Here is a 21,760-nt window from a genome sequence, read left to right as displayed (position 1 = left end):
AGCACGCTTTAGGCCACCTGCCCAAAGTTCCCCACGGCCAGCGCGCTAATGCTTGGCAGACGCCAGCAGCTGGCCCAGATACGCAAAGAAGCCGGGCGTCCGGACTGGCGCGGGCCTCTGCGCCGCTGCCGGATGCAGCACCCGACTGCCGGCATGGCGCACATACGGGATCAGCTGGTAGCTGTGGCAGATGATGAATAAATCTACTAGGTTGGTGGGCTGGTTCTTTTGCATGCGATTGATATTACGGATGGGCAGCGTTTCTGAATATCGATGAATTTTCCAAAATACATGATTTCAATTCATACCTTAAACATGCCGTGCGCCCCGCTTTCGCCGCCGCAGCTGGCGGCGTGGTAGCTTTCTGCCCATGACCTCTGCCCTGCCCCAGCACCCTGCTCTCGCCCCGGCCGCCCTGGCCCAGCGCTTCGCCGCCGAAACCCAGCGCTTCAGTGCCAGCCACCCGCGCTCCATGGCCCTGGCCGAGCAGGCGGCGCAACACTTCTTGTTCGGCGTGCCGCTGCACTGGATGCGCGACTGGCCCAGCCCAGCCAGCCTGTGCGTGCAGCAGGCGCAGGGCGCGCAGCTGCTGTGCGCCGACGGCCTGGCCTACAGCGATTTCTGCCTGGGCGACACCGGCGCCATGTTCGGCCACAGCCCGGCGCCGGTGGCCCAGGCGATTGCCCAGCAGGCCAGCCGCGGGCTGACCAGCATGCTGCCCTCCACGCTGACCGCCGAGGTCGGCCAGTTGCTGGCCGCCACTTTCGGCCTGCCGCAATGGCAGATGGCATTGACCGCCAGCGACGCGAACCGCTTCCTGCTGCGCTGGGCCCGCGCCGTGACCCAGCGGCCGCAGCTGCTGGTGTTCGACGGCTGCTACCACGGCGCGGTGGACGACACCCTGGTCGATCTGGTCGATGGCCAAACCGTAGCCCGCCCGTCTATCCTGGGCCAGGTGCACAACCACGCGGCCTTCACGCGCATCGTCCCGTTCAACGACCTGGCCGCGCTGGAGGCCGCGCTGGCCGACCGCCAGGTCGCCTGCCTGCTGGCCGAGCCGGCGCTGACCAACTGCGGCCTGGTGCTGCCAGATCCTGGCTTCTGGGCCGCCGCCCAGGCCCTGTGCCAGCGCTACGGCACGCTGCTGGCGCTGGACGAAACCCATACGCTTTCCACCGGCTGCGGCGGCTACGCCCGCGTGCACGGCCTGGCGCCGGACCTGCTGGTCATCGGCAAAGCCGTGGCCGGCGGCCTGCCCTGCGCGGTCTACGGCTTCAGCGATGCGCTGGCCCAGCGCATGCGTGACGCCAAGCAGGCGGCACCCGAAGGCCATAGCGGAATCGGCACGACCCTGGCCGGCAACGCGCTGACCCTTGCCGCGCTGCACGCCGCCCTCACCCATCTGCACACACCCGCCACCTACGCGCCCATGCTGGCGCTGGCCGACGCATTGGCACACGGCCTGCGCGAGCGCATCACCGCCCACGGCCTGGACTGGAGCCTGACCCAGCTGGGCGCGCGCATGGAACTGCACTGCGCGGCCCAGCCGCCGCGCAACGCCGACGATGTGCGCCGCAGCAGCCAGCCGGCGTTGGAGGCCCTGCTGCATTTGTTCATGCTGAACCGCGGCGTGCTGCTGACGCCCTTCCACAGCATGCTGCTGGTATCACCTGCGACCACGGCGGCCAATGTGCAGAAGCTGCTGGACGGCTTGGACGCATTTCTAGCCGTCTGACACTTCAAGCCGTTCAGGCCACCAGCGCAGGTACAGTCTGCGCTGCCCGCTATCAAAACCATAAAACGATGTTCCACCCCTCTCCCCTCGTCGCCCGCCTGTGCCTGGCTGCTGGCATGGCCTTGGTGGGTGTGTATGTGGCGCTCAGCAAGCCGCTGGTCGTGGCCTTGCCGGTGTTCTTGCTGGCCTGGCTGCGCTTCGGGATTGCGGCCATCGCCATGCTGCCCTGGCTGAAGAAGCCGGCCTCGGAAGGCCCGATGTCGCGGCGCACCCAGGGGCTGGTGTTTCTGGAATCCTTTCTGGGCAACTTCCTGTTCTCGATCTGCATGCTGTACGGCGTGAGCATGACCACGGCGGTGTCGGCCGGCGTGATCCTGGCGGCGATTCCGGCCACCGTGGCGCTGCTCAGCTGGCTGCTGCTGCGCGAACGCATAGGCCTGCGGGTCTGGGCGGCAGTGGCCTGCGGCGTACTCGGCATGGGCTTGCTGGCACTATCAAAACAAGAGCATCTTGCGCAATCTCTACCTGCGCCAGAGGCCGATCTGGTATCAAAGAACCCGCTATGGGGCAATCTGCTGGTGTTTGGCGCGGTGCTGTGCGAGGCCGCGTATGCGGTGATCGGCAAAAAACTCACCGGCAGCATAGGCCCGAAGCGCATCAGCGCACTGATCAACCTCTGGGGCCTGGCGCTGATGACGCCCATGGGCGTCTACCTGGCGCTGTCGTTCCCGTTTGCCGGCGTACACCCTGGCATCTGGGTGCTGCTGGTGTTCTACGCGATGGCGGCCAGCATAGGCACGGTCTGGCTGTGGATGACCGGCCTGCGCGTGGTGCCTGCGGCCCAGGCCGGCGTGTACACCGTGCTGCTGCCCGTTGCCACCGCGCTGACCGGCGTGCTGGTGCTGGGCGAAACCCTGGGCGCGATGCAGCTGCTGGCCTTTGGCGTGGCGCTGCTGGGCGTGCTGCTGGCCACACTGCCCTGAACGAGGAAATCTTATGCGCCTGCGCCACATCGAAGTCTTCAACGCCATCATGCTGACCGGCAGCGTCAGCGCCGCGGCCCGGCTGATCAACGTCACCCAGCCGGCCGTCAGCCGGGTCCTGGCGCATGCCGAGCTGCAGCTGGGCTTTCCGCTGTTCCAGCGCACCAAGGGCCGGCTCACACCGACCAACGAGGCGCAGACCCTGTACCCGCACATCGAGCGGCTGTTTGCCCAGCTGGACGACGTGCAGCGCCTGGCCAATAGCCTGAAGCAAGGCCACCAGGACGGCGAGCTGCACATACTCACGGTGCTGGCGCTGAGCTACGAGGTGCTGCCCCGGGCGCTCAAGCTGTTCCGCCAGCAGCACCCGAATGTGGTGGTAACCATGGACGCGCTGCACTCGCCGCAAATCATTTCGTCACTGGTGCTGCAGGAGGCCGACGTGGGCTTTGTCTTCAGCGCCATCGCCCACCCCTCGCTGGAGCAGCGGCACCTGGCCGACGGCCGCATGGTCTGCGTGGCGCCCAAGGGCGTGCTCAGCGCCAAGCAGGTCAAGCAGGGTGTGGTGAACCTGGCGGATCTGGCCCAGACGCCGGTGGTCAACATCGACGTGCGCGACCCGGTGGGCTCGACCCTCAGCCATGCCTGCCGCGAGGCCGGCGTCGGCCTGTCGTCGGCCATCACGGTGCAGACCTACCACGCGGCCCTGGCGCTGGCCCACCATGGCCTGGCCGTGGCTTTGGTCGACAGTTGCACCGCCTTGTCGGCCGATACCAGCAAGGTCGACGTGCTGGTGCTGGAGCCGCAGATCGTGGTGCCCATCAAAGCCTTGCGCGCGGTGAACCGTCCAGGCTCGCTGCTGGCCAGCGCTATGACGCAGTGTGTGCAGCAGGTCGTGGAAGCAGCGCTGCAGCCGACCTGAGCACATCGCGGCCCAGCAGCCCGTCAGCCAGCTGCTGCGCCGTGCCAAACGCCAGCGTCAAACCCAGGGCACCATGCCCGGTGTTGAGCAGCAGATTCTCCGGCCCGCGCGCCTGCCGGCCCACCAGCGGCAGGCCGGTGGGCGTGGCCGGGCGCATGCCGGTCCAGGGCTGTACATCGGCACCCGGCACGCAGCCGGGGAACAGCGCGTGCGTGCTGTCCTGCAGGCTCTGGATGCGCGCGGGCGGGATGCGGCTGTCCTGCCCCACCAGCTCGGCCATACCGGCCACGCGCAGGCGGCTGCCGATGCGGGCGAACACCACCTTGCGCGCCGCGTCCGTCACGCTGACCCGGGGCGCGGTGTGCGGTGCATCCGCAATCTCCAGGGTGATGCTGTAGCCCTTGAGCGGATACACCGGCAAGCGCAGCCCCAGCTGCTGCGCCAGTGCCGGGCTGGCGCTGCCCAGGGCCAGCACGAACTGGTCGGCCTGCACCCTGCCCGCCGTGGTCTGCACCGCGTCCATCCTTGTGCCCTGGCGCGCCACGCCCTGCACCTCCGCGCCCAGCACGAAGCGCACACCACGCGCCAGCAGCGCCGCATGCAGGCCGGCGCAGATCTTCAGACAGTCGGCCGCGCATTCGTCCGGGGTGTAGACCGCGCCGGCCATGCGGGCCTGGTAGTGCTGCAGCGCGGGCTCCAGCTCCACGCAGCGCTGCGGCGACACAAGTTCCTGCACGCTGCCCAGGCGCCGCTGCAGCGCCACCTGGCGGCCAGCCGCGGCCAAGGCGTCGGCGCTGGTGTAGACCACCAGTTTGCCGGTGCGGCTGAAGTCGCAGTCCAGCGCCAGGTCCTGCAGCATGGCCTCAAAGCCGACCCGGCTGCGCGCCGCCAGCTGCAGCAGCTGCGCCGTGCTGTTGGCCGAGGTGCGGGCATTGCAGGCACGCAGAAAGGCCAGGCCCCAGCGCCACTGCTGCAAGTCCCACTGCGGCTGCAGCTTCAGCGGCGAATCGGCGGACAACAACAGTTTGGGCAATTGCCGCCAAATGCCGGGGTCGGCCAGGGGCTGCACATAGCTGTAGCTAAGCTGGGCGCCGTTGCCGCCGCTGGCGCCGGCACCGGGCGTGGCGCGGTCCACCACCGTGACCTCCAGCCCCTGCTGGTGCAGCACATAGGCCGTGGCCAGCCCGACGATACCGGCCCCTAAAACACATACATGCATTTGCGCTCACCCTGGTTGATTGGCATGCACCGACTCTAGGTGCGGGCTGCGCGGCTGAACAGTTCCAAATCCGCTGCCGCCCATAACTTTATGTAATACCCTGCCCCGAAAAATGCACTATCCGGGGCTGCCAGTGGCTCCTAAACTGCCCCCACATTCCAACCACCAAGGGCCACCATGCAAACTTCCCCTCTCCTGTCCGCCGTGCTTCTGGCAACCGGTTTGGCCGCCACATCGGCCAGCGCCGACACGCTGCAGAAAATTGCCGAATCCGGCCAGATCACCGTGGCCTACCGCGAAGCCTCGGTGCCGTTCAGCTACCTGGCCGGCGCCACCACCCCCGAAGGCTTTTCGGTGGAGATCACCAACGCCGTGGTCGATGCGGTCAAGAAGCAGCTGAAGAAGCCCGACCTCAAAGTGACGCTGCAAGCCGTCACTTCGCAAAACCGCATTCCCTTGCTGCAGAACGGCACCATCGACCTGGAATGCGGCTCGACCACCAACAACACCGTGCGCGGCAAGGACGTGCAATTCGCCATCAACCATTTCTACACCGGCACCCGCTTGCTGGTGAAGAAGGCCGCGGGCATCAAGAACTACGCCGACCTGGCCAAGAAAACCGTGGCCAGCACCTCTGGCACCACCAATGCCCAGGTGATCCGCAAATACAACCTGGAGAAGAACCTGGGCATGGAAATCCAGCTCGGCAAGGACCACGACGACGCCATGCTGCTGGTCGACAGCGGCCGGGCCTCCGCCTTTGCAATGGACGATATCCTGCTGTTCGGCCTGATCGGCAACGCCAAGAACCCGGCCGAATGGGAAGTGGTGGGCGATTCGCTACAGGTCGAGCCCTATGCCTGCATGCTGCGCAAGGACGACCCGCAGTTCAAACAACTGGTCGATGGCGTGATCGGCGGCATGATGAAGTCCGGCCAGTTCGAGAAGCTCTACACCAAGTGGTTCATGTCGCCGATCCCACCCAAGGGCCAGAACCTGAACCTGCCCATGAGCAAGGAGCTGCGCGACAACCTCAAAGCTCTGAGCGACAAGCCGGCGGTCTAAAAATGCAAGTCGTAGGCATCCTGGGCGGCATGGGGCCCGCCGCCGGCGCGGACTTTGTGCGCCTGTTCGTCCAGTCCTGCATAGAACGCATGCAGGTCCTGGGCCTGGCGGTGAGCGACCAGCACTTTCCCGAGCACTGGCTGGCCCAGGTGCCGGTGCCGGACCGCACACGGGCGCTGGAAGCCGATGCGGCCTGGGCACAGCAGCCGCTGGAGCCGATGCTGCAAGCGCTGGGCCGCCTGGCCGCTTTGGGTGCGCGCTGCGTGGCCATGCCTTGCAATACCGCCCATGCCTGGCACAGCCGCCTGCAGGACCGGTTTCCGCAGCTGGATGTGCTGCACATCGCCGAAGAAATGGCGCTGAATCTGGCGGCCCATGGCGTGCCGGCCGCCGCGCTGATGGCCACCGACGGCACATACCGCAGCGGCGTCTACGAGCAGGCCCTGGCGCGCGCCGGCGTGCAATGCCATCTGCCCACGCCGGCCGAGCGCGCACGCATCATGCAAGGCATTTACGACGGCGTGAAAGCCGGCAATATGCCGTTGGCGCAGCGCTGCTTCGGCGAAGTGGCCCAGGCCCTGGCGCAACGCCATGGCGGCGCGCCGCTGATCCTGGGCTGCACCGAGATTCCGCTGGCGCTGGACGGAGCCCCCCAAACTGCCGGGCTGCGCCTGTTCAACCCGGCACAGGTACTGGCCCAGGCGTTAGCGCAGCGGGCCTACGCCGCCTGAGCCGGGCCCCAGGCCCCGGTGGGTTCGAGTACCGGCGACAGCTGGGCCTCGCCCCAGCGCAGCGCCAGTCCCGCCGGCACCCGCCGCATCTGCTGCACCTGCATGCGCAGCAGCCGCTGGGCACCGGTGAAACTGGCCAGCTCCGGGCCGTCCCAGACGATCTCGGCGCGCACCGCCAGGTACAGCAGATCGCCGCTATCGAAGTCGATGAACAGCAGGCCCGCCTGCGGCTGCACCACCAGATTGCCCAGGGTGTTGAAGAAGAAGTTGCCGACAAAGTCGGGCGCGGTCAGCCACTGCTGGCCGGCCGCATCCACCTCCACCTTCACAAAGCCTGGTTTACCACCGCGGTGCGACACATCCACGCCCTGGGCCCGATCGCCGTCGGAACCGGCATCGGGATGGGCCGTGGCGATGAAGAAGGTATCCGCGGCCTGCACCAGTTGCAGCGCAGCGGCATCAAGACGATCGCCAGCAATCGCCGCTGCCGGCACGTGGGTCGGCGCCAGGTACACCGGCTCGCGCGCCTGGATGTACTTGGGGCAGTTGCCAAAGCTCTGGTCCACCTCCAAGCCAAAGCCAGCGCCATCGACCGCGGTGACCCGGCCGTTCATGCGGTTGCGGCGCCGGGTGTGCGGCTCTATGCCCAGCAGGCCGATGGCCGCGCCGTGCACCAGGTTGCGCGCCAGCGGGTCCGACGCGGCCGGCAGTCCCTGTATCCGCAAGCGGCTCGCATCCGGCGAGCGGATGAAGCCCGGCGGCTGCGCCAGCACCGAGACCCAGGGCTGGCCTTGGCCATCCACGCTGCCCAGCACCACAAAGGGCAGCTGGGCAAAGAAGTCGCGGTGCTGGTCGGGCATGTAGTCGCGTATCACGCGCGGCCCGACTTCAGCCATGCGCTGGTCCACACCCGCGCGCTGCTGCACCGCGCGCTCGCCTGCATGGAAGGTGGTGCTCATTCTGCCAACCCGATGCGGTTCTGCGCCATGGGCACAAAACCCGGCAACGCCTCGATGCGGGCCAGCCAGGCACGCAGCTGCGGATACGGCTGCAGCGACACATTGCCTTCAGGTGCATGGGCGATGTAGCTGTAGCAGGCAATGTCGGCAATCGTCGGGGTGCTGCCCACCAGGTAGCCGGACGGCCGCAGGTGCGTGTCCATCACGGCAAACAGCTGGTTGGCGCGGTGGATCGCATCGCTGGGGTCGGTAGGCAACTGGAACAGCTGGATCACCCGCGCCACCGCCGGGCCAAAGGCGATCTGCCCGGCCGCTACCGACAGCCAGCGCTGCACCTGGGCGGCACCCAGTGCATCGCCGGGCAGCCACGCTCCCGGCGCCGCATAGCGCGTAGCCAGGTAGACCAGGATGGCGTTGGAATCGGCCAGCGTGACGTCGCCATCCTGGATCACCGGCAGTTGGCCAAAGGCATTCAGCGCCAGGAATTCCGGGCTTTTATGGGCCTTGGCCAGCAGGTCGACCTCGACCATGTCGAAGGGCAGGTCCAGCAGGGACAGCATGAGCTGCACACGGTGCGCGTGGCCCGACACCACATGGCGATAGAGCTGGATGGGCTGGGCGGGACGGCTAGTAGATGCGTTCATGGTGGGTCTCGTGGACGGGTGGTTGCAGAAGTGCCCATTGTGTTTACTCCACCCTTCAAGATAAATGGCGCTTATTGCATTTAACTACTCCACTTATCGGATTAATATGCCGACATGGACAAACTCAAAGCCATGCAGACTTTCGTGCAGATTGCCGACCACGGCAGCCTGACTGCGGCCGCCAGCGCCATGGACGCGTCCCTGCCCGCGGTGGTGCGCAGCCTGGCGGCTTTCGAGGCCGAGCTGGGCGTGCGCCTGTTCAACCGCACCACGCGGCGCATTTCGCTGACCGACGAGGGCCGACGCCATCTGGACAGCTGCCGCCAGCTACTGAACAACCTGCAAGAGGCCGAGGCCGCGCTGACCGCCGATTCCGCCGAGCCCGTGGGCCACCTGAACATCACCGCGCCGGTGCAGTTCGGCCAGATGCATGTGGCGCCCGCCATCACCCGCTTCGTGCAGCGCTACCCGCAGATGCGCTGCAGCGTGCTGCTGTACGACCGGGTGGTCAACCTGCTGGAAGAAGGCATAGACCTGGGCATACGCATAGGCCCGCTGGAGGACTCGAGCCTGGTGGCGCAAACCATAGGCCATATCCGCCGCGTGGTGGTGGCCAGCCCCGGCTATCTGCAGCAGATTGGCCTGCCTGCGCACCCCAAGGATTTGCTGCGCGCCAACTGCGTGCGCCGCACGGGCAACAACCCCAGTTGGGGCCCGTTCATCGACAAGGGCCGCCCCTTCAGCATCAACGTCAGCGGCAACCTGGACTTCAACCAGATCGCCCCGGCCGTCGAGGCCTGCGCGGCCGGCCTGGGCTTTGGCATGTTCCTGTCGTACCAGGTGGCACCCTATCTGGCCACGCAGCAGTTGCAGATCGTGCTGGAAGCATTCGAGTCGCCGCCCCGGCCCTTGAGCGTGGTCTATCCGCATGCCCGGCTGCTGCCCACCCGCACCCGGGTGCTGGTCAACTGGATGCGCGAAGAGCTGAAAGGCTTTGGCAGCTGAGGCTGGGCCGACCGGCGGCTACTTGCCGGTCACCTTCTGGATCGAATGCTTGATGTTTTCGCGCCGTGCGGGCAGCACGGGCGCGTTCTCGCGCGGGGCGTTCAGCACGATGGCGGTGGAGGTCTCGGTCAAGATGCAGAACTTGGTGACCACCGCGTCCAGGTGCTGTACGTCGATCACCGCGATCTCCAGCACCCAGCTGTCTTCGCCTGTCACGTTGTAGGCGTTGATGACCTCGGGGGTTTGCTCGATCAGCTTGACCACCCGCGCGTACTCGGCCCGGGCCACGCGGATGATGCCGCGGATGCCGTAGCCCAGCTTGGTCAGGTCCAGCTCGGCGCGGTAGCCTTTGATGACGCCGCTGCTCTCCAGCTTGCGCACCCGCTCGGTCACCGCCGGCTGGCTGAGGTGCACGCGCCGGCCCAGCTCGGCCATGGTGATGCGCGCATCGCGCTGCAATTCGGCCAGGATGCGGTCGTCGCAGGCGTCGAATTCGGAAACTTCAGTCAACATCTATTTTTCCCAAGAAACTAACGGCGCAGGCCGCTTATTTCCGAGAATATCGCATGGCTTCGGTGCGCATGTCTACCTAACATAGCTGCCATGCACACCACCGCCTTACCCACCGCCCCCCGGCGCAATGCCCTGCTGCTGCCGGCCCTGCTGGCCTGCTATCTGATCTGGGGTTCCACCTACCTGGCCATCCACGTCGCGCTGCCCAGCTTTCCGCCGTTCTTCCAGATGGGCACACGCTTTCTGGCCGCCGGAGGCCTGCTGATGGCCTGGCTGGTGGCACGCGGCCAGCCCATGCCCAGCCGCACCGAATGGCGCAACGCGCTGCTGATCGGCATCCTGATGCTGGGCGGCGGCATGGGGCTGACAGCCCAGGCCTCGGTGCACATAGGCTCGGGGCTGATCGCCACCTTCATCGCCGTCGTGCCCATGCTGACCAGCGGCTGGGGCCTGCTGTTCGGCCAGCGCCCGACCCGGCTGGAGCTGCTGGGCATGGCTACCGGCCTGCTGGGCGTGGGCCTGCTGGTGCAGGGCGCCAGCTTTGCCGCAGCGCCCATAGGCCTGGTCTGCATCACGGGCGCCACCCTGACCTGGTCGCTGGGCTCGGTGCTGTCCACCACCCGGCTGCCGCTGGCCAAGGGGCCGGTCGGCTTTGCCAGCGAGATGCTGTGCGGCGGTGCGGCCCTGCTGCTGGTATCGCTGGCCCTGGGCGAGCAGCCGCAATGGCCGCCCACCTTGGCGGCCAGCGCCGCCTGGCTGTACCTGGTGCTGGCGGGCTCGCTGGTGGCTTTCAGCGCTTACATGTATTTGCTGGCCCATGCCTCGTCCGCGCTGGCCACCAGCTATGCGTTCGTGAACCCCTTGATCGCCCTGTTTTTAGGCGTGGTACTGGCTCACGAAGTGGTTACCAGCACCGAATGGCTGGCCTGCGGCGTGATCCTGCTGGGCGTGGTTCTGATCCTCTGGGCCGGGCAAAAGGCGCGCTAGAACCTTATGTGGATGCCTGCTGTTTGCCAAGCCCTCACGGGATGAGCGCAAATTTGTAAGCACGAGAAACCGTACCGCGTCAGCCCTGAAAGTGGCCAACTTGATGGCGTAAAATCCGCGTCCCGCACCAAGACGGGCCAATCTTCGCTCCAGCAAGTGCGGAAGCGGGAACACCTGCCGACCAGGCGGAGGAGACGAGAAACGCCGGAATATGGGGCTGATGTCCCCCGGTCGTCCCCGTTTTCCATGGAACTGAATGTGGGTCTCACACCGGAGCCGCAGTGCCCCGGCCTCCAGACAAGCCGCCACGCACCAAGCCCGAGCGACCACCGCATGCCCTGATGTGGAAAGACGGATTCCCCTACCAGGAGTAATCAAGTCATGAAGAGAAGAATGGTCCCGGCGGCCGTGTTGGGTCTTGCCGCAGCGTTTGAAATAGAAGCCGCGCGAGCCGCAAACGAAATCACCAAAGCAGGCGCGCCCCGCAAGGTCGATGTGCTGCTGATCGGCGGCGGCATCATGAGCACCACGCTCGGCGTATGGCTCAGAGAACTGGAACCCGACTGGTCGATGGAACTGGTCGAGCGCCTCGACAAGGTGGCCGAAGAAAGCTCCAATGGCTGGAACAATGCAGGCACCGGCCACTCGGCGCTGGCCGAGCTGAACTACACCCCCGAAGACAAGAACGGCAAGGTGCAGATCGCCAAGGCCATCGAAATCAACGAGGCCTTTCAAGTCTCGCGCCAGTTCTGGGCCTGGCAGGTGAAGACCGGCGTGCTGAAGAACCCGCGCTCCTTCATCAATTCGACGCCCCACATGAGTTTTGTCTGGGGCGCCAACAACATTGCCTTCTTGAAGAAGCGCTACGACGCACTGCAGGCCAGCCCGCTGTTCCGCACCATGCAGTATTCGGAAGACCCGGCGCAGATCGCCAAATGGGTTCCGCTGATGATGGCCGGCCGCGATCCCCAGCAGAAGCTGGCCGCCACCTGGACACCCATCGGCACCGACGTGAACTTCGGCGAGATCACCCGCCAGTTCGCCGCGCACCTGCAGTCGCGGCCCAATTTCTCGATGAAACTGTCGAGCGAAGTACAAGACATCAAGCGCAACGCCGACGGCACCTGGCGCGTGAGCTACAAGAACCTGAAGACCGGCGCCATCACCGAAACCGACGCGAAGTTCGTCTTCATCGGGGCCGGTGGCGGCGCACTGCATCTGCTGCAGAAATCGGACATTCCAGAGGCACGCGACTACGGGGCCTTCCCGGTGGGCGGCTCGTTCCTGGTCACCGAAAACCCCACCATCGCCCAGCAACACATGGCCAAGGCCTACGGCATCGCCTCGACCGGCGCGCCGCCGATGTCGGTGCCTCACCTCGACACCCGCGTGCTCGACGGCAAGCGCCTGATCCTGTTCGGACCCTTCGCCACCTTCTCCACCAAGTTCCTGAAGGAAGGCTCCTATCTCGACCTGCTGAGCAGCACCACGCCGCAGAACCTGTGGCCCATGACCAGAGTGGGCGTGGACCAGTTTGAACTGGTGCAGTACCTGACCGGCCAGCTGATGCTGTCCGATGAAGACCGCTTCAACGAACTGAAAAAATACTTCCCCGAGGCGAAGAAGGAAGATTGGCGCCTGTGGCAGGCCGGCCAGCGGGTGCAGATCATCAAGAGCGACCCGGAAAAGGGCGGCGTGCTGAAGCTGGGCACCGAGATCGTCGCATCCAAGGACAACAGCATCGCCGCACTGCTGGGCGCTTCGCCGGGCGCGTCCACGGCCGCCCCCATCATGCTGAGCGTGCTCGAAAAAGTATTCAAGGACAAGCTCGCCACGCCAGCCTGGCAGCAAAAGATCCGCCAGATCGTGCCGAGCTACGGCACGCAGTTGAACGACAGTGCGTCACGTGCGGTCCAGGAATGGGCCTACACCGCCGAGCTGCTGCAGCTGAACCCAGCCCCCGCCATCGACATGGCATCGAGCGCGCAACCCGCTGTGCGCGGCGAGTCCGCCGGCCACAAGACGACGCCGGTGCGCGACATGGCCCTGTAGAGGCAAGCTCCTCCGATGCGCAAGAACGATCTCGTTGCTGCCGCGTTGGGGCGTTGCCTTTGGGCGAAGCCTGCAGTTTTCGGGTCGGCAACGCCGGCCAATAACTGGCCAATAGCCGGGCTATGGGCGGCGAGCCGCGCCTCCCAGCCCCTCCCGAAAAAGCAGCTGCGCAGCCCCAAATAGAGCTTGAACAGGTTCTGAGAGCTAAAAACCGTGGCGTCCGAGCAGCTTTACAAAGGAAAAGACGGCCTCCGCATGCGAAAAATATGCATTCCGCCTAGGAAACCGGTTTTTTCTCCAGTAGCATCACGGTCTGCCAGAGGGGAAGCTGTCACGACTTACGCAGCTCCCGAGTAAAGGGCACTGGGCCCACCACTCGGACGCTGCGTAAGTCTGAGCCGCTTCACCCTGGTGAATACTCAACTCCAATAAGGACCGAACATCATGGCAACTGCGAAAAAAGCCCCGGCAAAAACTGCCGCTCCTGCAAAGAAAGCTGCTCCTGCAGCCAAGGCCGCTCCAGCAACCAAGGCGGCTCCCGCCAAGAAGGCCGCTGCAGCTCCCGCCAAGCGCGCTGTGAACGCCGCCTTCATGAAGGCCCTGACCCCCAGCGCCGCTCTGGCCGCTGTGGTTGGTGCAGCACCCCTGCCCCGTACCGAAGTCGTCAAGCAACTGTGGGTCTACATCAAGAAGCACAAGCTGCAAAACGAAGCCAACAAGCGCAACATCAAGTCCGATGCCAAGCTGAAGGCTGTGTTCGGCAAGGACGAAGTCACCATGTTCGAAATGGCTGGCCTGATCGGCAAGCACCTGAAGTAATCGGCCCTGGGTCGAATAGAAAGCCGCAGCGATGCGGCTTTTTTTATGGGCGTTTTAAACAGAAACCGCCCCTGGCGCATATTCTTCCTGCGCAAGCAGCTACCATTTCAATAGCACACCAATCCCTACCCGCCCGCCAACGCCCCATGCACGCCAGCCTCGAATTCCACGACTCCGAAGTGCGCAGCACGGCTGCGCAGGCCGACACGCTGCAAATCGCTTTCTCCGCCGCCTGGGTGCGCTTGGCGCCGGACCAGGCGGGCTATGCGCAGTCGCTGCACATCCAGTGCCTGGGCGCCCGCTGGGACGGCTCACTGGCCGACTGCATGGGCCGGCTCTCCGGCGGGCGGTTGCTGGACGGCGACTCCGCGCTGTCCAGCCTGGCCCTGCCCTACGCGTCTACCGGCCCGGTGCGGCTAGAGCTGCAGTTCAGCAACGGCACGCAGTTGCAGGTCCACGCCGAGTCGCTAGTCTGCGGCTTCAATGGCGACCCGAAGTTCGTCGAGTCGTTCGCCTGCTGAGCTAGGCCGCGCGCCCCAGCAGCAGGCCGCCGCCCGTGCCCGGCGACAGCTTGAACACCGCCACCGCCTGCACCAACTCCAGCGCCTGGGCTTTCAGGCTGCTGGCCGAGGCGGCCATTTCCTCCACCAAAGCAGCGTTCTGCTGGGTCACCAGGTCGATCTGCGTCACTGCCTCGCCCACCTGGGACACACCCGCACTCTGCTCGCTGCTGGCGGCGCTGATCTCGCCGACGATGGCCGTCACGCGGCGGATCGCGCCGACCACCTCGGTCATCGTCGTGCCGGCCTGGTTCACTAGCGCGGTACCGCGCTCGGTGCGCTCCACGCTGGTGGCGATCAGCTGCTTGATCTCCTTGGCGGCGCTGGCGGCGCGCCCGGCCAGGTTGCGCACCTCGCCGGCCACCACCGCAAAGCCCCGGCCCTGCTCGCCCGCGCGGGCGGCTTCGACGGCCGCGTTCAAGGCCAGGATATTCGTCTGGAAGGCAATGCCGTCGATCACGCCGATGATGTCGGAAATCTTGCGCGATGCCTCGTGGATGCCCTTCATGGTCTCCACCACCTGGCCGACCACCTCGCCGCCTTGCACCGCCACCGTGCTGGCCTGCAGCGCCAGCTGGTTCGCCTCGCGCGCGCTGTCGGCGTTCTGCCGCACCGTGGCGCTGAGCTGCTCCATCGATGCCGCGGTTTGCTCCAGCGCACTGGCCTGGCTCTCGGTGCGGGCCGACAAATCATGGTTGCCCTGGGCGATCTCCGAGCTGGCCATGGACACCGCGTCCGAACCATGGCGAACCCGCGACACCACGCTGGACAGGCTGCTGCGCATGGCCTCCAGCGTATGCAGCAGCTGGGCGGTTTCGTCGGCCCCGGTCACATGCAGCCGCTGCGACAGCTCGCCACCGGCAATCTGGCTGGCGGCGGCGCCGGCCTGGCCGATCGGCCCGGTGATCAGCCGGGTGATCCAGACCGCCAGAAAGCTGGCGATGGCGATGGCCACCACCAGCAAACCAATCACCCAGCGCAGGGACGCGGCAAACACCTGCTGCGACGACTGGTAGGCCTGGTCGGCCCCTTCGCCATTCAGCGCCACCAGCTTGGCAATCGTGCCGGCCATCACCCGGAAGGTGGTGCGCGATTCGCCATTCAAAAACGCCTTGGCCGGCTCGTGCTGGGCCTCGCCGCCCTGGGACAGGGGCAGCAGCTTGGCATTGCTGGCGTAGTGCGCACTGGCCATGCTCTTCAGCGCGTCAAACTGCGCCCGCTCCTCGGCGGAGCTAATGGTCGGCTCGTAGGCGGCCAGCGCATCGTCGATGCGTTTGCGGGCAGCTTGCAGGCGCTTGTCGTTTTCGGCCACCCCGGCCGGGTCCACGGCCAGCACATGCTGGATCTCGGCCCGGCGGTATTCGTTCAGCGCCGCGTCGACCTCGCCGAGGATGCGCGTGCTGGGCAACCAGTTGGTGGCGATATCCTTGGTGCTGGTGTTGACCCGGTCCAGCTGGGTCACGGCGTACACGCCGGTGATGACGGTCAACAGCAGGATCGCGATGAAAGCCACCGCCAGCTTGACCCCAATTTTCAGATTTGAAAAAGCCATTCTTCACTCCTATGCGGGTAGACAGACCAGTCGACGCAGCCAGCGCCGGGCTGCTGCAAATTAGCAGACCCGCCCGGCCCGTGGGCCACACGCCACCCACACCTTCATCAGAATGGATGAAAACCCGGGGCGTCCCGCCGTTCTTTATGGCGCATCAGGACGCTTGCGCAGTCCACCTAAGCGCAACCCGCTACACTTTAAATAGCAAATCAAGCAGACAACCGCAGCGCCCAGTACCACCATGACCACAGCCCGCACACTGCCAGGCCGGCGCGTGGAGCGGCACGTTGCAGGCGGTCTAGACTGTCACCCTGTCCGTAATCCACCACCATAAAGGTTCCCGATGGCGCTCAGCATCCACTCCGGCTACGCCCCCGGCTGCATCGGCCGCATAGCCGAACTCCACGCCCGCTACTACCACCCGCTGGTCGGCTTCGGCCTGCCGTTCGAGGCCAAGGTGGCGCGCGAACTGGCCGCCTTCTGCGAGCGCATGGACCCGCAGCGCGACGGCCTGTGGCTGGCCCTGCAAGACGGCGAAGTGCATGGGTCCATCGCCATCGACGGTGCCCACGCCGCCCAGGACGGCGCCCACCTGCGCTGGTTCATCACCTCTGACGCGCTGCGCGGCAGCGGCATGGGCAAGCAGCTGCTGTCTACCGCCATGGACTTCTGCGACGCCCAGGGCTATGGCCACAGCTACCTCTGGACCTTCGACGGCCTGGGCGCGGCCCGGCATTTGTACGAGAAGCACGGCTTCCAGTTGGTACACCAGCAAGCCGGCACGCAGTGGGGTGCCGAGGTGCATGAGCAGCGGTTTGAGCGGCGCCTGTAAAACCATCTGAAGTTTATAAAAAACCAGCCGCTGGCGCATATTCCACCTGCGCCAGCAGCTACTTATTCCATAGCACCATGCCCACCATAGAACAGCTCGCCCCATCCGCAGCACCCGCCGGCATAGATTTCTGGTCGGTCCGCCACGTGGTGGAATCCGCCGAGCGCCTGACGGTGCGCAACGACGTGGCCGAGGCGCCTTCACGCGAGCGCGATGCGGGCGTGATGGTGTCGGTGCAGCACGGCGGCGGCCTCGGCTATGCCGCTACCAGCGATGTGTCGGAGCGCGGCCTGCGCCAGGCCTTTGCCCAGGCGCAAAGCCTGGCAGCCGCCAGCGCTGCGCACAGCGTGTTCGACTTCCGCGATGCGCCGCGGCCCAGCGCCCAGGGCGACTACCGATCCGCCACCACGCGGCCGGTCGCGCAGACCTCGCTGGCCGAGCGCTTCAATCTGCTCAAAGAAGTCTGCGCCAGCGCCAATATCGGCGACGCGATCAAGGACCGCCGCGCCTCGCTATGGACCACGCATACCGAGCAGTTGCTGGTCACCAGCGACGGCGGCCACATGGCGCAGAGCTGGGACTTTGTGGTGCCCAACATCCTGGCCGTGGCCAGCGCCAACGGCGACACGCAAACCCGCTCTGCCGCTGGCCAGTACAACGGCTTTTGCCAGCAAGGCGGCCTGGAGGTGCTGGACCGCGCCGGCTTCGCCCAGGACGGCCCACGCGTGGCGCGTGAAGCCCTGGAGCTGGCCCACGCCCCCAACTGCCCCAGCGGCGTGATGGACGTGCTGCTGATGCCCGACCAGATGATGCTGCAGATCCACGAAAGCATAGGCCACCCGCTGGAGCTGGACCGCATCCTCGGCGACGAGCGCAACTTTGCCGGCACCAGCTTTGTGACGCTGGACATGTTCGGCCACTACGCCTACGGCAGCCCGCTGCTGAACGTCAGCTTCGCACCCGACCAGCAACATGAATTTGCCGGCTTTGCCTTCGACGACGACGGCACCGCAGCCCAACGCGAGTGGATCATCCGCCACGGCATCTTGCAGCGGCCGCTGGGCGGCAGCCTGTCGCAAGCCCGAGCCCAGGGCCTGCTGCCGGGACTCGGCGGCGTGGCCACCACCCGTTCCTGCAACTGGAACCGCGCGCCCATCGACCGTATGAGCAACCTGAACATCGAGCCCGGCGACAGCACGCTGGAGCAGATGATCGCCAGCATCGACTACGGCATCCTGCTGCGCACCAATGCGTCGTGGAGCATCGACGACTCGCGCAACAAGTTCCAGTTCGGATGTGAATGGGGCCAGATGGTGCGCAATGGCAAATTGGCCGAGGTGGTCAAGCGGCCGAACTACCGAGGCATCTCGGCCGGCTTCTGGCGCTCCCTGGCGATGGTGGGCGACGCATCGACCTTCAAGGTGATGGGCACGCCCTACTGCGGCAAGGGCGAGCCGAACCAGGTGATACGCGTGGGCCACGCGGCACCCGCCTGTTTGTTCAAAGACGTGTCGGTGTTTGGTGGAGCCGCATGATGCACAGCTACTTCCTGCAACTCGCCGCAGCCGTCTGCGCCCCCCTGACGGGCACTGACCGCGTCACCCTGTACTTCAGCGCCGAGGCCTCTGACTTCATCCGCTTCAACCACGCCCAGGTGCGCCAGGCCACGCATGTGGAGCAACGCTACGGCACGGTCAGTGTCGTCAGCGGACTGAAGCGCGCCTCCAGCAGCATCAGCCTGGGCGGCGATCTGGAGGCCGACACGGCAGCCCTGTTGGCAGAGCGCGCCGCCTTGCTGGAGCAGTTGCCACTGGTGCCCGACGACGCCTACCTGCTGCTGCCCGATGTGGTAATGAACACCGAGCGCAGCGCCAGCGGTAGCCTGCCTACGCCGCAGCAGCTGATGGACGCGGTGGCAGAGCACGCGGCCGGCAGCGACCTGGTCGGCTTCTACGCAGGCGGCAGCGTAGTACAGGCCTTTGCCGACAGCCGCGGCCAGCGCAACTGGCATAGCGTGGAGAGCTTTCTCTTCGACTGGTGCCTGTACCGCGAAAAGGACCAGGCGGTGAAATGCAGCTACGCCGGCACGACCTGGAGCAGTGCCGAATTTGCCCGCCGCGTAGCCGAAGCCCGCGCCCGCATCCAGCTGCTGGCGCTGCCGCCGAAGACCCTGGCGCCGGGGGCCTACCGCGTCTACTTCAGCCCGGTGGCGGTGGCCGAGCTGCTGGGCACTTTGTCCTGGGGCGGCTTTGGTTTGAAGGACTTGCAGACCGGCACCTCCAGCCTGCTGCTCGCGCACCAGGGCAAGGCCCGGCTGAGCCCGTTGCTGAGCTTGACCGAGGCCACGGCCGAAGGCATCGCCCCGCGCTTCCAGGCCGATGGCTTCACCAAGCCCGACGCGGTAGCGCTGGTGCGTGCCGGCCAGATGGCGGCATCGCTGACCAGCCCGCGCAGCGCCAAGGAATACGGCCAGCCCACCAACGGCAGCCATGGCGGTGAAAGCCCCGAGTCGCTGGCCATGGCCCCCGGCAGCCTGCCCGAGGCCGAGGTGCTGCAGGCGCTGGGCACCGGCGTCTACATCGGCAATCTGCACTACCTGAACTACAGCGACCGCCAGGCCTGCCGCATGACCGGCATGACGCGCTTCGCCTGCTTCTGGGTGGAAGACGGCCAGATCGTCGCGCCCATCCCGGTGATGCGTTTCGACGACTCGTTCCTGCGCATGTTCGGCCCCGGCCTGGTGGCGTTGACCGACCACGCCGAGCTGGTGCCGGCCGACAGCACCTACGGCGCGCGGCAGCTGCAGAGCATCACCGCGCCGGGAGCGATTGTGGAAGGGTTTGCGCTGACGCTGTGAGGCAGCCGGATGCAATGCGAAATCGCATTTCCACGCAGGCAGCCTGAGCGCCAGCAGCTATACATTAAGGAGCAACTCCCAGATGCGCGCATAAATCCGCATAATGGGGCAAGCCTTCTGGACTGCAGCAGGCCACACACGATCAACCCTCACGAAAGCCGCCATTCGACATGTTTGCTTTTTTTAAACGCGCCAAGCGCTCTGCGCCCGGCCCGCTGAGTATTTCGGACGAGTCGCCGGCCATGCGCATGGCGCTGGAAGAGCGCATGGCCTACCGCAAGGAATGCCTGTACCAGTCGATCCGCGAGACGTTTTTGTCGATGGAGGTGGTGTCGCACATGTACCGCTTCAAGGTGATGCCAGTGGACGAACGGCACCACCGCTTTATTGCCATGGTCGACGTGGCCAAGTCGTTTGTCGCCGGCGCACAGGCCAAGACCAAGAGCTTTGCCGCCATGGAGCACAACATGCGCGAGAACGCCTACCGGCGCTTCGGCATCGTGATCGACGGCATGTACTGGCGGGTCAGCGAAACCGAAGACCAGTTTGAACGCCGCTCCCGCGCCACCGACCCGGCGCGCACCGGCAACTTTGAGCCCGCGGTCGCGCAACGCACTGCAGGCGGCCCGCAGAAGCCCGCCGGTGTGCTGTCGCGCAACCGCTACCAGCCGATTTCGCCCGAGGAGCGCGCAGCCTTCATGGACGCCCTGGAGCGCGGCAAGCCGCCACCGCCGGTGCGCGTGGGCGAGCTCGAATACCAGTCGGACCTGATGCCGCTGGAGGGCGGGATCATGATCGGCGGTACCCAGTACGGCAAGCTGTAGGCGCCGACCTCAGCCGTATTTGTTGCCGACTTCGGCGCGGATGGGGTGGGTGTCGTAGACGATGGTCATACAGGCAATCCGCCCTTGCGCGTCGAAATCGAAGACATCAGCGCAGTTGAAATGCACCATGCTGCCGTCTTTCAGCTGCCAGTGGTAGACAAAGTAGCCGACCGCGCGCGGCGCATTCCGTGCGCTGAGCAGGATGTCGATGGTCTCGATCTGGCTCTGGCCCGAGGCATCGCGGACCTTCTCGAAAAACGGGCGCGGGCCCATCCAGCCCAGGAATGGGGAAAACACCTGCGCATCGCCGCTGAACAGGGCGCAGATTGCATCCACATCGCCCCGCTCCAGCTGGGCCAGATACTGTTCTATGGTCTCGACGTAGGACGTGTGGATAGCCGCTTGGCCCATATATAGCTCCTTTAGTTCCTGAAATTCCGCTTAAAAATCTTGCCGCAGAGCTCTGCGCCAAGCCCGATAATGGCTGCAATGGCATGCACAAGAAGCATGCCATCTAGTAAACCATGTGGGAATTTTAGGAAGCCAGTGTCGATCGGGCCAACGAAAGATTCGCACAATATCCATGCGTTGAACGCATGCCAGAACCATGCCTTCGGAACTTCCTCCGCTGTATGCCTTGCAGGCCTTTGTGGCGGCGGCCCAGCTCGGCAGCTTTACCCGCGCCGCCGCGGCGCTGCACCTGACTCAGAGCGCGGTGAGCCGGCAGATCCAGCTGCTGGAAGAGTTCTACGGCTGCCCGTTGTTCATCCGCCAGGCCAAGGGCCTGGTGCTCAGCGCCGAGGGCACGCAGCTGCTGCCGGCGGTGCAGGAGGCTTTCAAGACCCTCAAGCAGGCCACGGCCAGCCTCGCCCCAGCGCGCGGCGTGCTGACCCTGCAGCTGCCGCCGACGCTGGCCTCGCGCTGGTTTCTGCCGCGGCTGCCGCAGCTGCGCCAGGCACTGCCCGACTTGGAAGTGCGCATCGCCACCCATTGGTCCGATGCGCCCGACTTCAGCCGCAGCGGCGTGGATGCTATCGTCGCGCATGGCCTGGGCGGCTGGCCGCATCTGGTGGAGGTGCCGCTGATGCAGGAAAGGCTGACGCCGCTGTGCACACCGGCTTTGCTGCCCCAGCTGCAGAACATCGGCGATCTGGCGAAATTCCAGCTGCTGCACCCCGACCCGCGTCTCCGCGAATGGGCGCTGTGGTTGAAGGGCGTAGGGGCCGATGTGCCCGACCCGGCGCAAGGCCAGGTGTTTGACACGTTGGACATGGCGCTGTCGGCCGCCACCCGCGGCCAGGGCGTGGCGATTGCCGACCCGGCCCTGCTGCGCGAGAGCCTGGACGACGGCGTGCTGGCCATGCCGTTCCACCAGCAGATTCCTAGCGGCAGGTCCTACTTTCTGACCTACCCCGCGCAACGCGCCGAGCAGGGCAAGCTCAAGGCCTTCCAGGCCTGGCTGCTCGCGCAGTTTCAGGCCCCATAAGGCTGCAGCGTATAT

Annotated in this window: 22 protein-coding genes; 15 read left to right on the top strand and 7 right to left on the bottom strand. The window is 65.9% G+C overall.

Going from position 1 to position 21,760, the window contains the following annotated elements; all coding sequences use genetic code 11:
- Positions 1-45: 45 nt before the first annotated feature.
- Positions 46-234 (bottom strand): hypothetical protein, encoded by a 189-nt coding sequence (locus J2X19_RS12155; protein WP_310373390.1) that lies wholly within the window; start codon positions 232-234, stop codon positions 46-48.
- 136 nt (positions 235-370) lie between these two features.
- Here J2X19_RS12155 and J2X19_RS12150 point away from each other — a divergent pair, with 136 nt between their 5' ends.
- From J2X19_RS12150 to J2X19_RS12140, 3 genes are all read left to right on the top strand, one after another.
- The gene (locus J2X19_RS12150; protein ID WP_310373388.1) at positions 371-1,735 is read left to right on the top strand and encodes a transaminase; all 1,365 of its coding nucleotides are present in this window, start codon (positions 371-373) and stop codon (positions 1,733-1,735) included.
- Positions 1,736-1,803: 68 nt separating this feature from the next.
- Positions 1,804-2,718, top strand: a complete 915-nt coding sequence (locus tag J2X19_RS12145; RefSeq protein ID WP_310373386.1) for a DMT family transporter — start codon at positions 1,804-1,806, stop codon at positions 2,716-2,718.
- Positions 2,719-2,731: 13 nt separating this feature from the next.
- Positions 2,732-3,640, top strand: a complete 909-nt coding sequence (locus J2X19_RS12140; protein ID WP_310373383.1) for a LysR family transcriptional regulator — start codon at positions 2,732-2,734, stop codon at positions 3,638-3,640.
- On the opposite strand, the gene J2X19_RS12135 is transcribed toward J2X19_RS12140, so the two are convergent.
- Positions 3,588-4,859 (bottom strand): D-amino acid dehydrogenase, encoded by a 1,272-nt coding sequence (locus J2X19_RS12135; RefSeq protein WP_310373381.1) that lies wholly within the window; start codon positions 4,857-4,859, stop codon positions 3,588-3,590. The two genes, J2X19_RS12140 and J2X19_RS12135, sit on opposite strands and share 53 nt — an antisense overlap.
- Before the next feature lie 177 nt (positions 4,860-5,036).
- Between J2X19_RS12135 and J2X19_RS12130 the strand changes: the two genes are divergently transcribed.
- Complete coding sequence (locus J2X19_RS12130) at positions 5,037-5,924, top strand: transporter substrate-binding domain-containing protein (protein WP_310373380.1); 888 nt, start codon at positions 5,037-5,039, stop codon at positions 5,922-5,924.
- Between the two features lie 2 nt (positions 5,925-5,926).
- Positions 5,927-6,655 (top strand): aspartate/glutamate racemase family protein, encoded by a 729-nt coding sequence (locus tag J2X19_RS12125; protein ID WP_310373379.1) that lies wholly within the window; start codon positions 5,927-5,929, stop codon positions 6,653-6,655.
- Here the strand turns inward: J2X19_RS12125 and J2X19_RS12120 are convergent.
- Both J2X19_RS12120 and J2X19_RS12115 read right to left on the bottom strand, forming a co-directional pair.
- Positions 6,643-7,614, bottom strand: a complete 972-nt coding sequence (locus tag J2X19_RS12120; protein WP_310373377.1) for a pyridoxamine 5'-phosphate oxidase family protein — start codon at positions 7,612-7,614, stop codon at positions 6,643-6,645. The genes J2X19_RS12125 and J2X19_RS12120 overlap by 13 nt on opposite strands.
- Positions 7,611-8,258, bottom strand: coding sequence for a glutathione S-transferase family protein (locus J2X19_RS12115; protein WP_310373375.1), 648 nt, complete (start codon positions 8,256-8,258; stop codon positions 7,611-7,613). The genes J2X19_RS12120 and J2X19_RS12115 overlap by 4 nt, the downstream gene beginning before the upstream one ends.
- A 114-nt stretch (positions 8,259-8,372) precedes the next feature.
- On the opposite strand from J2X19_RS12115, the gene J2X19_RS12110 reads away from it, so the two are divergent.
- Positions 8,373-9,263 (top strand): LysR family transcriptional regulator, encoded by an 891-nt coding sequence (locus J2X19_RS12110; RefSeq protein WP_310373373.1) that lies wholly within the window; start codon positions 8,373-8,375, stop codon positions 9,261-9,263.
- 18 nt (positions 9,264-9,281) lie between these two features.
- On the opposite strand, the gene J2X19_RS12105 is transcribed toward J2X19_RS12110, so the two are convergent.
- A complete protein-coding gene (locus tag J2X19_RS12105) occupies positions 9,282-9,776 on the bottom strand; it encodes an Lrp/AsnC family transcriptional regulator (RefSeq protein WP_092755941.1) in 495 nt (164 codons plus the stop codon).
- Between the two features lie 90 nt (positions 9,777-9,866).
- On the opposite strand from J2X19_RS12105, the gene yedA reads away from it, so the two are divergent.
- From yedA to J2X19_RS12085, 4 genes are all read left to right on the top strand, one after another.
- A complete protein-coding gene (gene yedA / locus J2X19_RS12100; protein WP_116603586.1) occupies positions 9,867-10,763 on the top strand; it encodes a drug/metabolite exporter YedA in 897 nt (298 codons plus the stop codon).
- A gap of 393 nt (positions 10,764-11,156) precedes the next feature.
- On the top strand, positions 11,157-12,815 hold the full coding sequence (gene mqo, locus J2X19_RS12095; protein ID WP_405048668.1) for a malate dehydrogenase (quinone): 1,659 nt from the start codon (positions 11,157-11,159) through the stop codon (positions 12,813-12,815).
- Positions 12,816-13,259: 444 nt separating this feature from the next.
- A complete protein-coding gene (locus J2X19_RS12090) occupies positions 13,260-13,634 on the top strand; it encodes an SWIB/MDM2 domain-containing protein (RefSeq protein WP_092755947.1) in 375 nt (124 codons plus the stop codon).
- Positions 13,635-13,780: 146 nt separating this feature from the next.
- Positions 13,781-14,155: a hypothetical protein gene (locus tag J2X19_RS12085; protein ID WP_310373366.1), complete on the top strand. Its 375-nt coding sequence runs from the start codon at positions 13,781-13,783 to the stop codon at positions 14,153-14,155.
- A gap of 1 nt (position 14,156) precedes the next feature.
- On the opposite strand, the gene J2X19_RS12080 is transcribed toward J2X19_RS12085, so the two are convergent.
- Positions 14,157-15,746 carry a methyl-accepting chemotaxis protein gene (locus J2X19_RS12080; RefSeq protein ID WP_310373365.1) on the bottom strand — a complete coding sequence of 530 codons (1,590 nt, stop codon included), beginning with the start codon at positions 15,744-15,746 and terminating at the stop codon, positions 14,157-14,159.
- 343 nt (positions 15,747-16,089) lie between these two features.
- Between J2X19_RS12080 and J2X19_RS12075 the strand changes: the two genes are divergently transcribed.
- The 4 genes from J2X19_RS12075 to J2X19_RS12060 all read left to right on the top strand — a co-directional run bounded on the left by J2X19_RS12075 (position 16,090) and on the right by J2X19_RS12060 (position 20,259).
- Positions 16,090-16,578 (top strand): GNAT family N-acetyltransferase, encoded by a 489-nt coding sequence (locus tag J2X19_RS12075; RefSeq protein ID WP_310373362.1) that lies wholly within the window; start codon positions 16,090-16,092, stop codon positions 16,576-16,578.
- A 77-nt stretch (positions 16,579-16,655) separates the two neighbouring features.
- Positions 16,656-18,113 carry a TldD/PmbA family protein gene (locus tag J2X19_RS12070; protein ID WP_310373361.1) on the top strand — a complete coding sequence of 486 codons (1,458 nt, stop codon included), beginning with the start codon at positions 16,656-16,658 and terminating at the stop codon, positions 18,111-18,113.
- Positions 18,113-19,435, top strand: a complete 1,323-nt coding sequence (locus J2X19_RS12065) for a metallopeptidase TldD-related protein (RefSeq protein WP_310373358.1) — start codon at positions 18,113-18,115, stop codon at positions 19,433-19,435. Before J2X19_RS12070 ends, J2X19_RS12065 begins: the two co-directional genes overlap by 1 nt.
- A 170-nt stretch (positions 19,436-19,605) precedes the next feature.
- Positions 19,606-20,259 (top strand): hypothetical protein, encoded by a 654-nt coding sequence (locus J2X19_RS12060; RefSeq protein ID WP_116603593.1) that lies wholly within the window; start codon positions 19,606-19,608, stop codon positions 20,257-20,259.
- 9 nt (positions 20,260-20,268) lie between these two features.
- Here the strand turns inward: J2X19_RS12060 and J2X19_RS12055 are convergent, their stop codons facing one another.
- Positions 20,269-20,670: a nuclear transport factor 2 family protein gene (locus tag J2X19_RS12055; RefSeq protein ID WP_310373356.1), complete on the bottom strand. Its 402-nt coding sequence runs from the start codon at positions 20,668-20,670 to the stop codon at positions 20,269-20,271.
- 196 nt (positions 20,671-20,866) lie between these two features.
- Between J2X19_RS12055 and J2X19_RS12050 the strand changes: the two genes are divergently transcribed.
- Complete coding sequence (locus J2X19_RS12050; RefSeq protein WP_310373354.1) at positions 20,867-21,745, top strand: LysR substrate-binding domain-containing protein; 879 nt, start codon at positions 20,867-20,869, stop codon at positions 21,743-21,745.
- The last annotated feature ends 15 nt before the right edge of the window (positions 21,746-21,760 follow it).

Source organism: Rhodoferax ferrireducens (assembly GCF_031458075.1).
GTDB classification, from domain to species: domain Bacteria; phylum Pseudomonadota; class Gammaproteobacteria; order Burkholderiales; family Burkholderiaceae_C; genus Rhodoferax_B; species Rhodoferax_B ferrireducens_A.
This window is presented reverse-complemented; position numbering and strand designations above follow the sequence as displayed.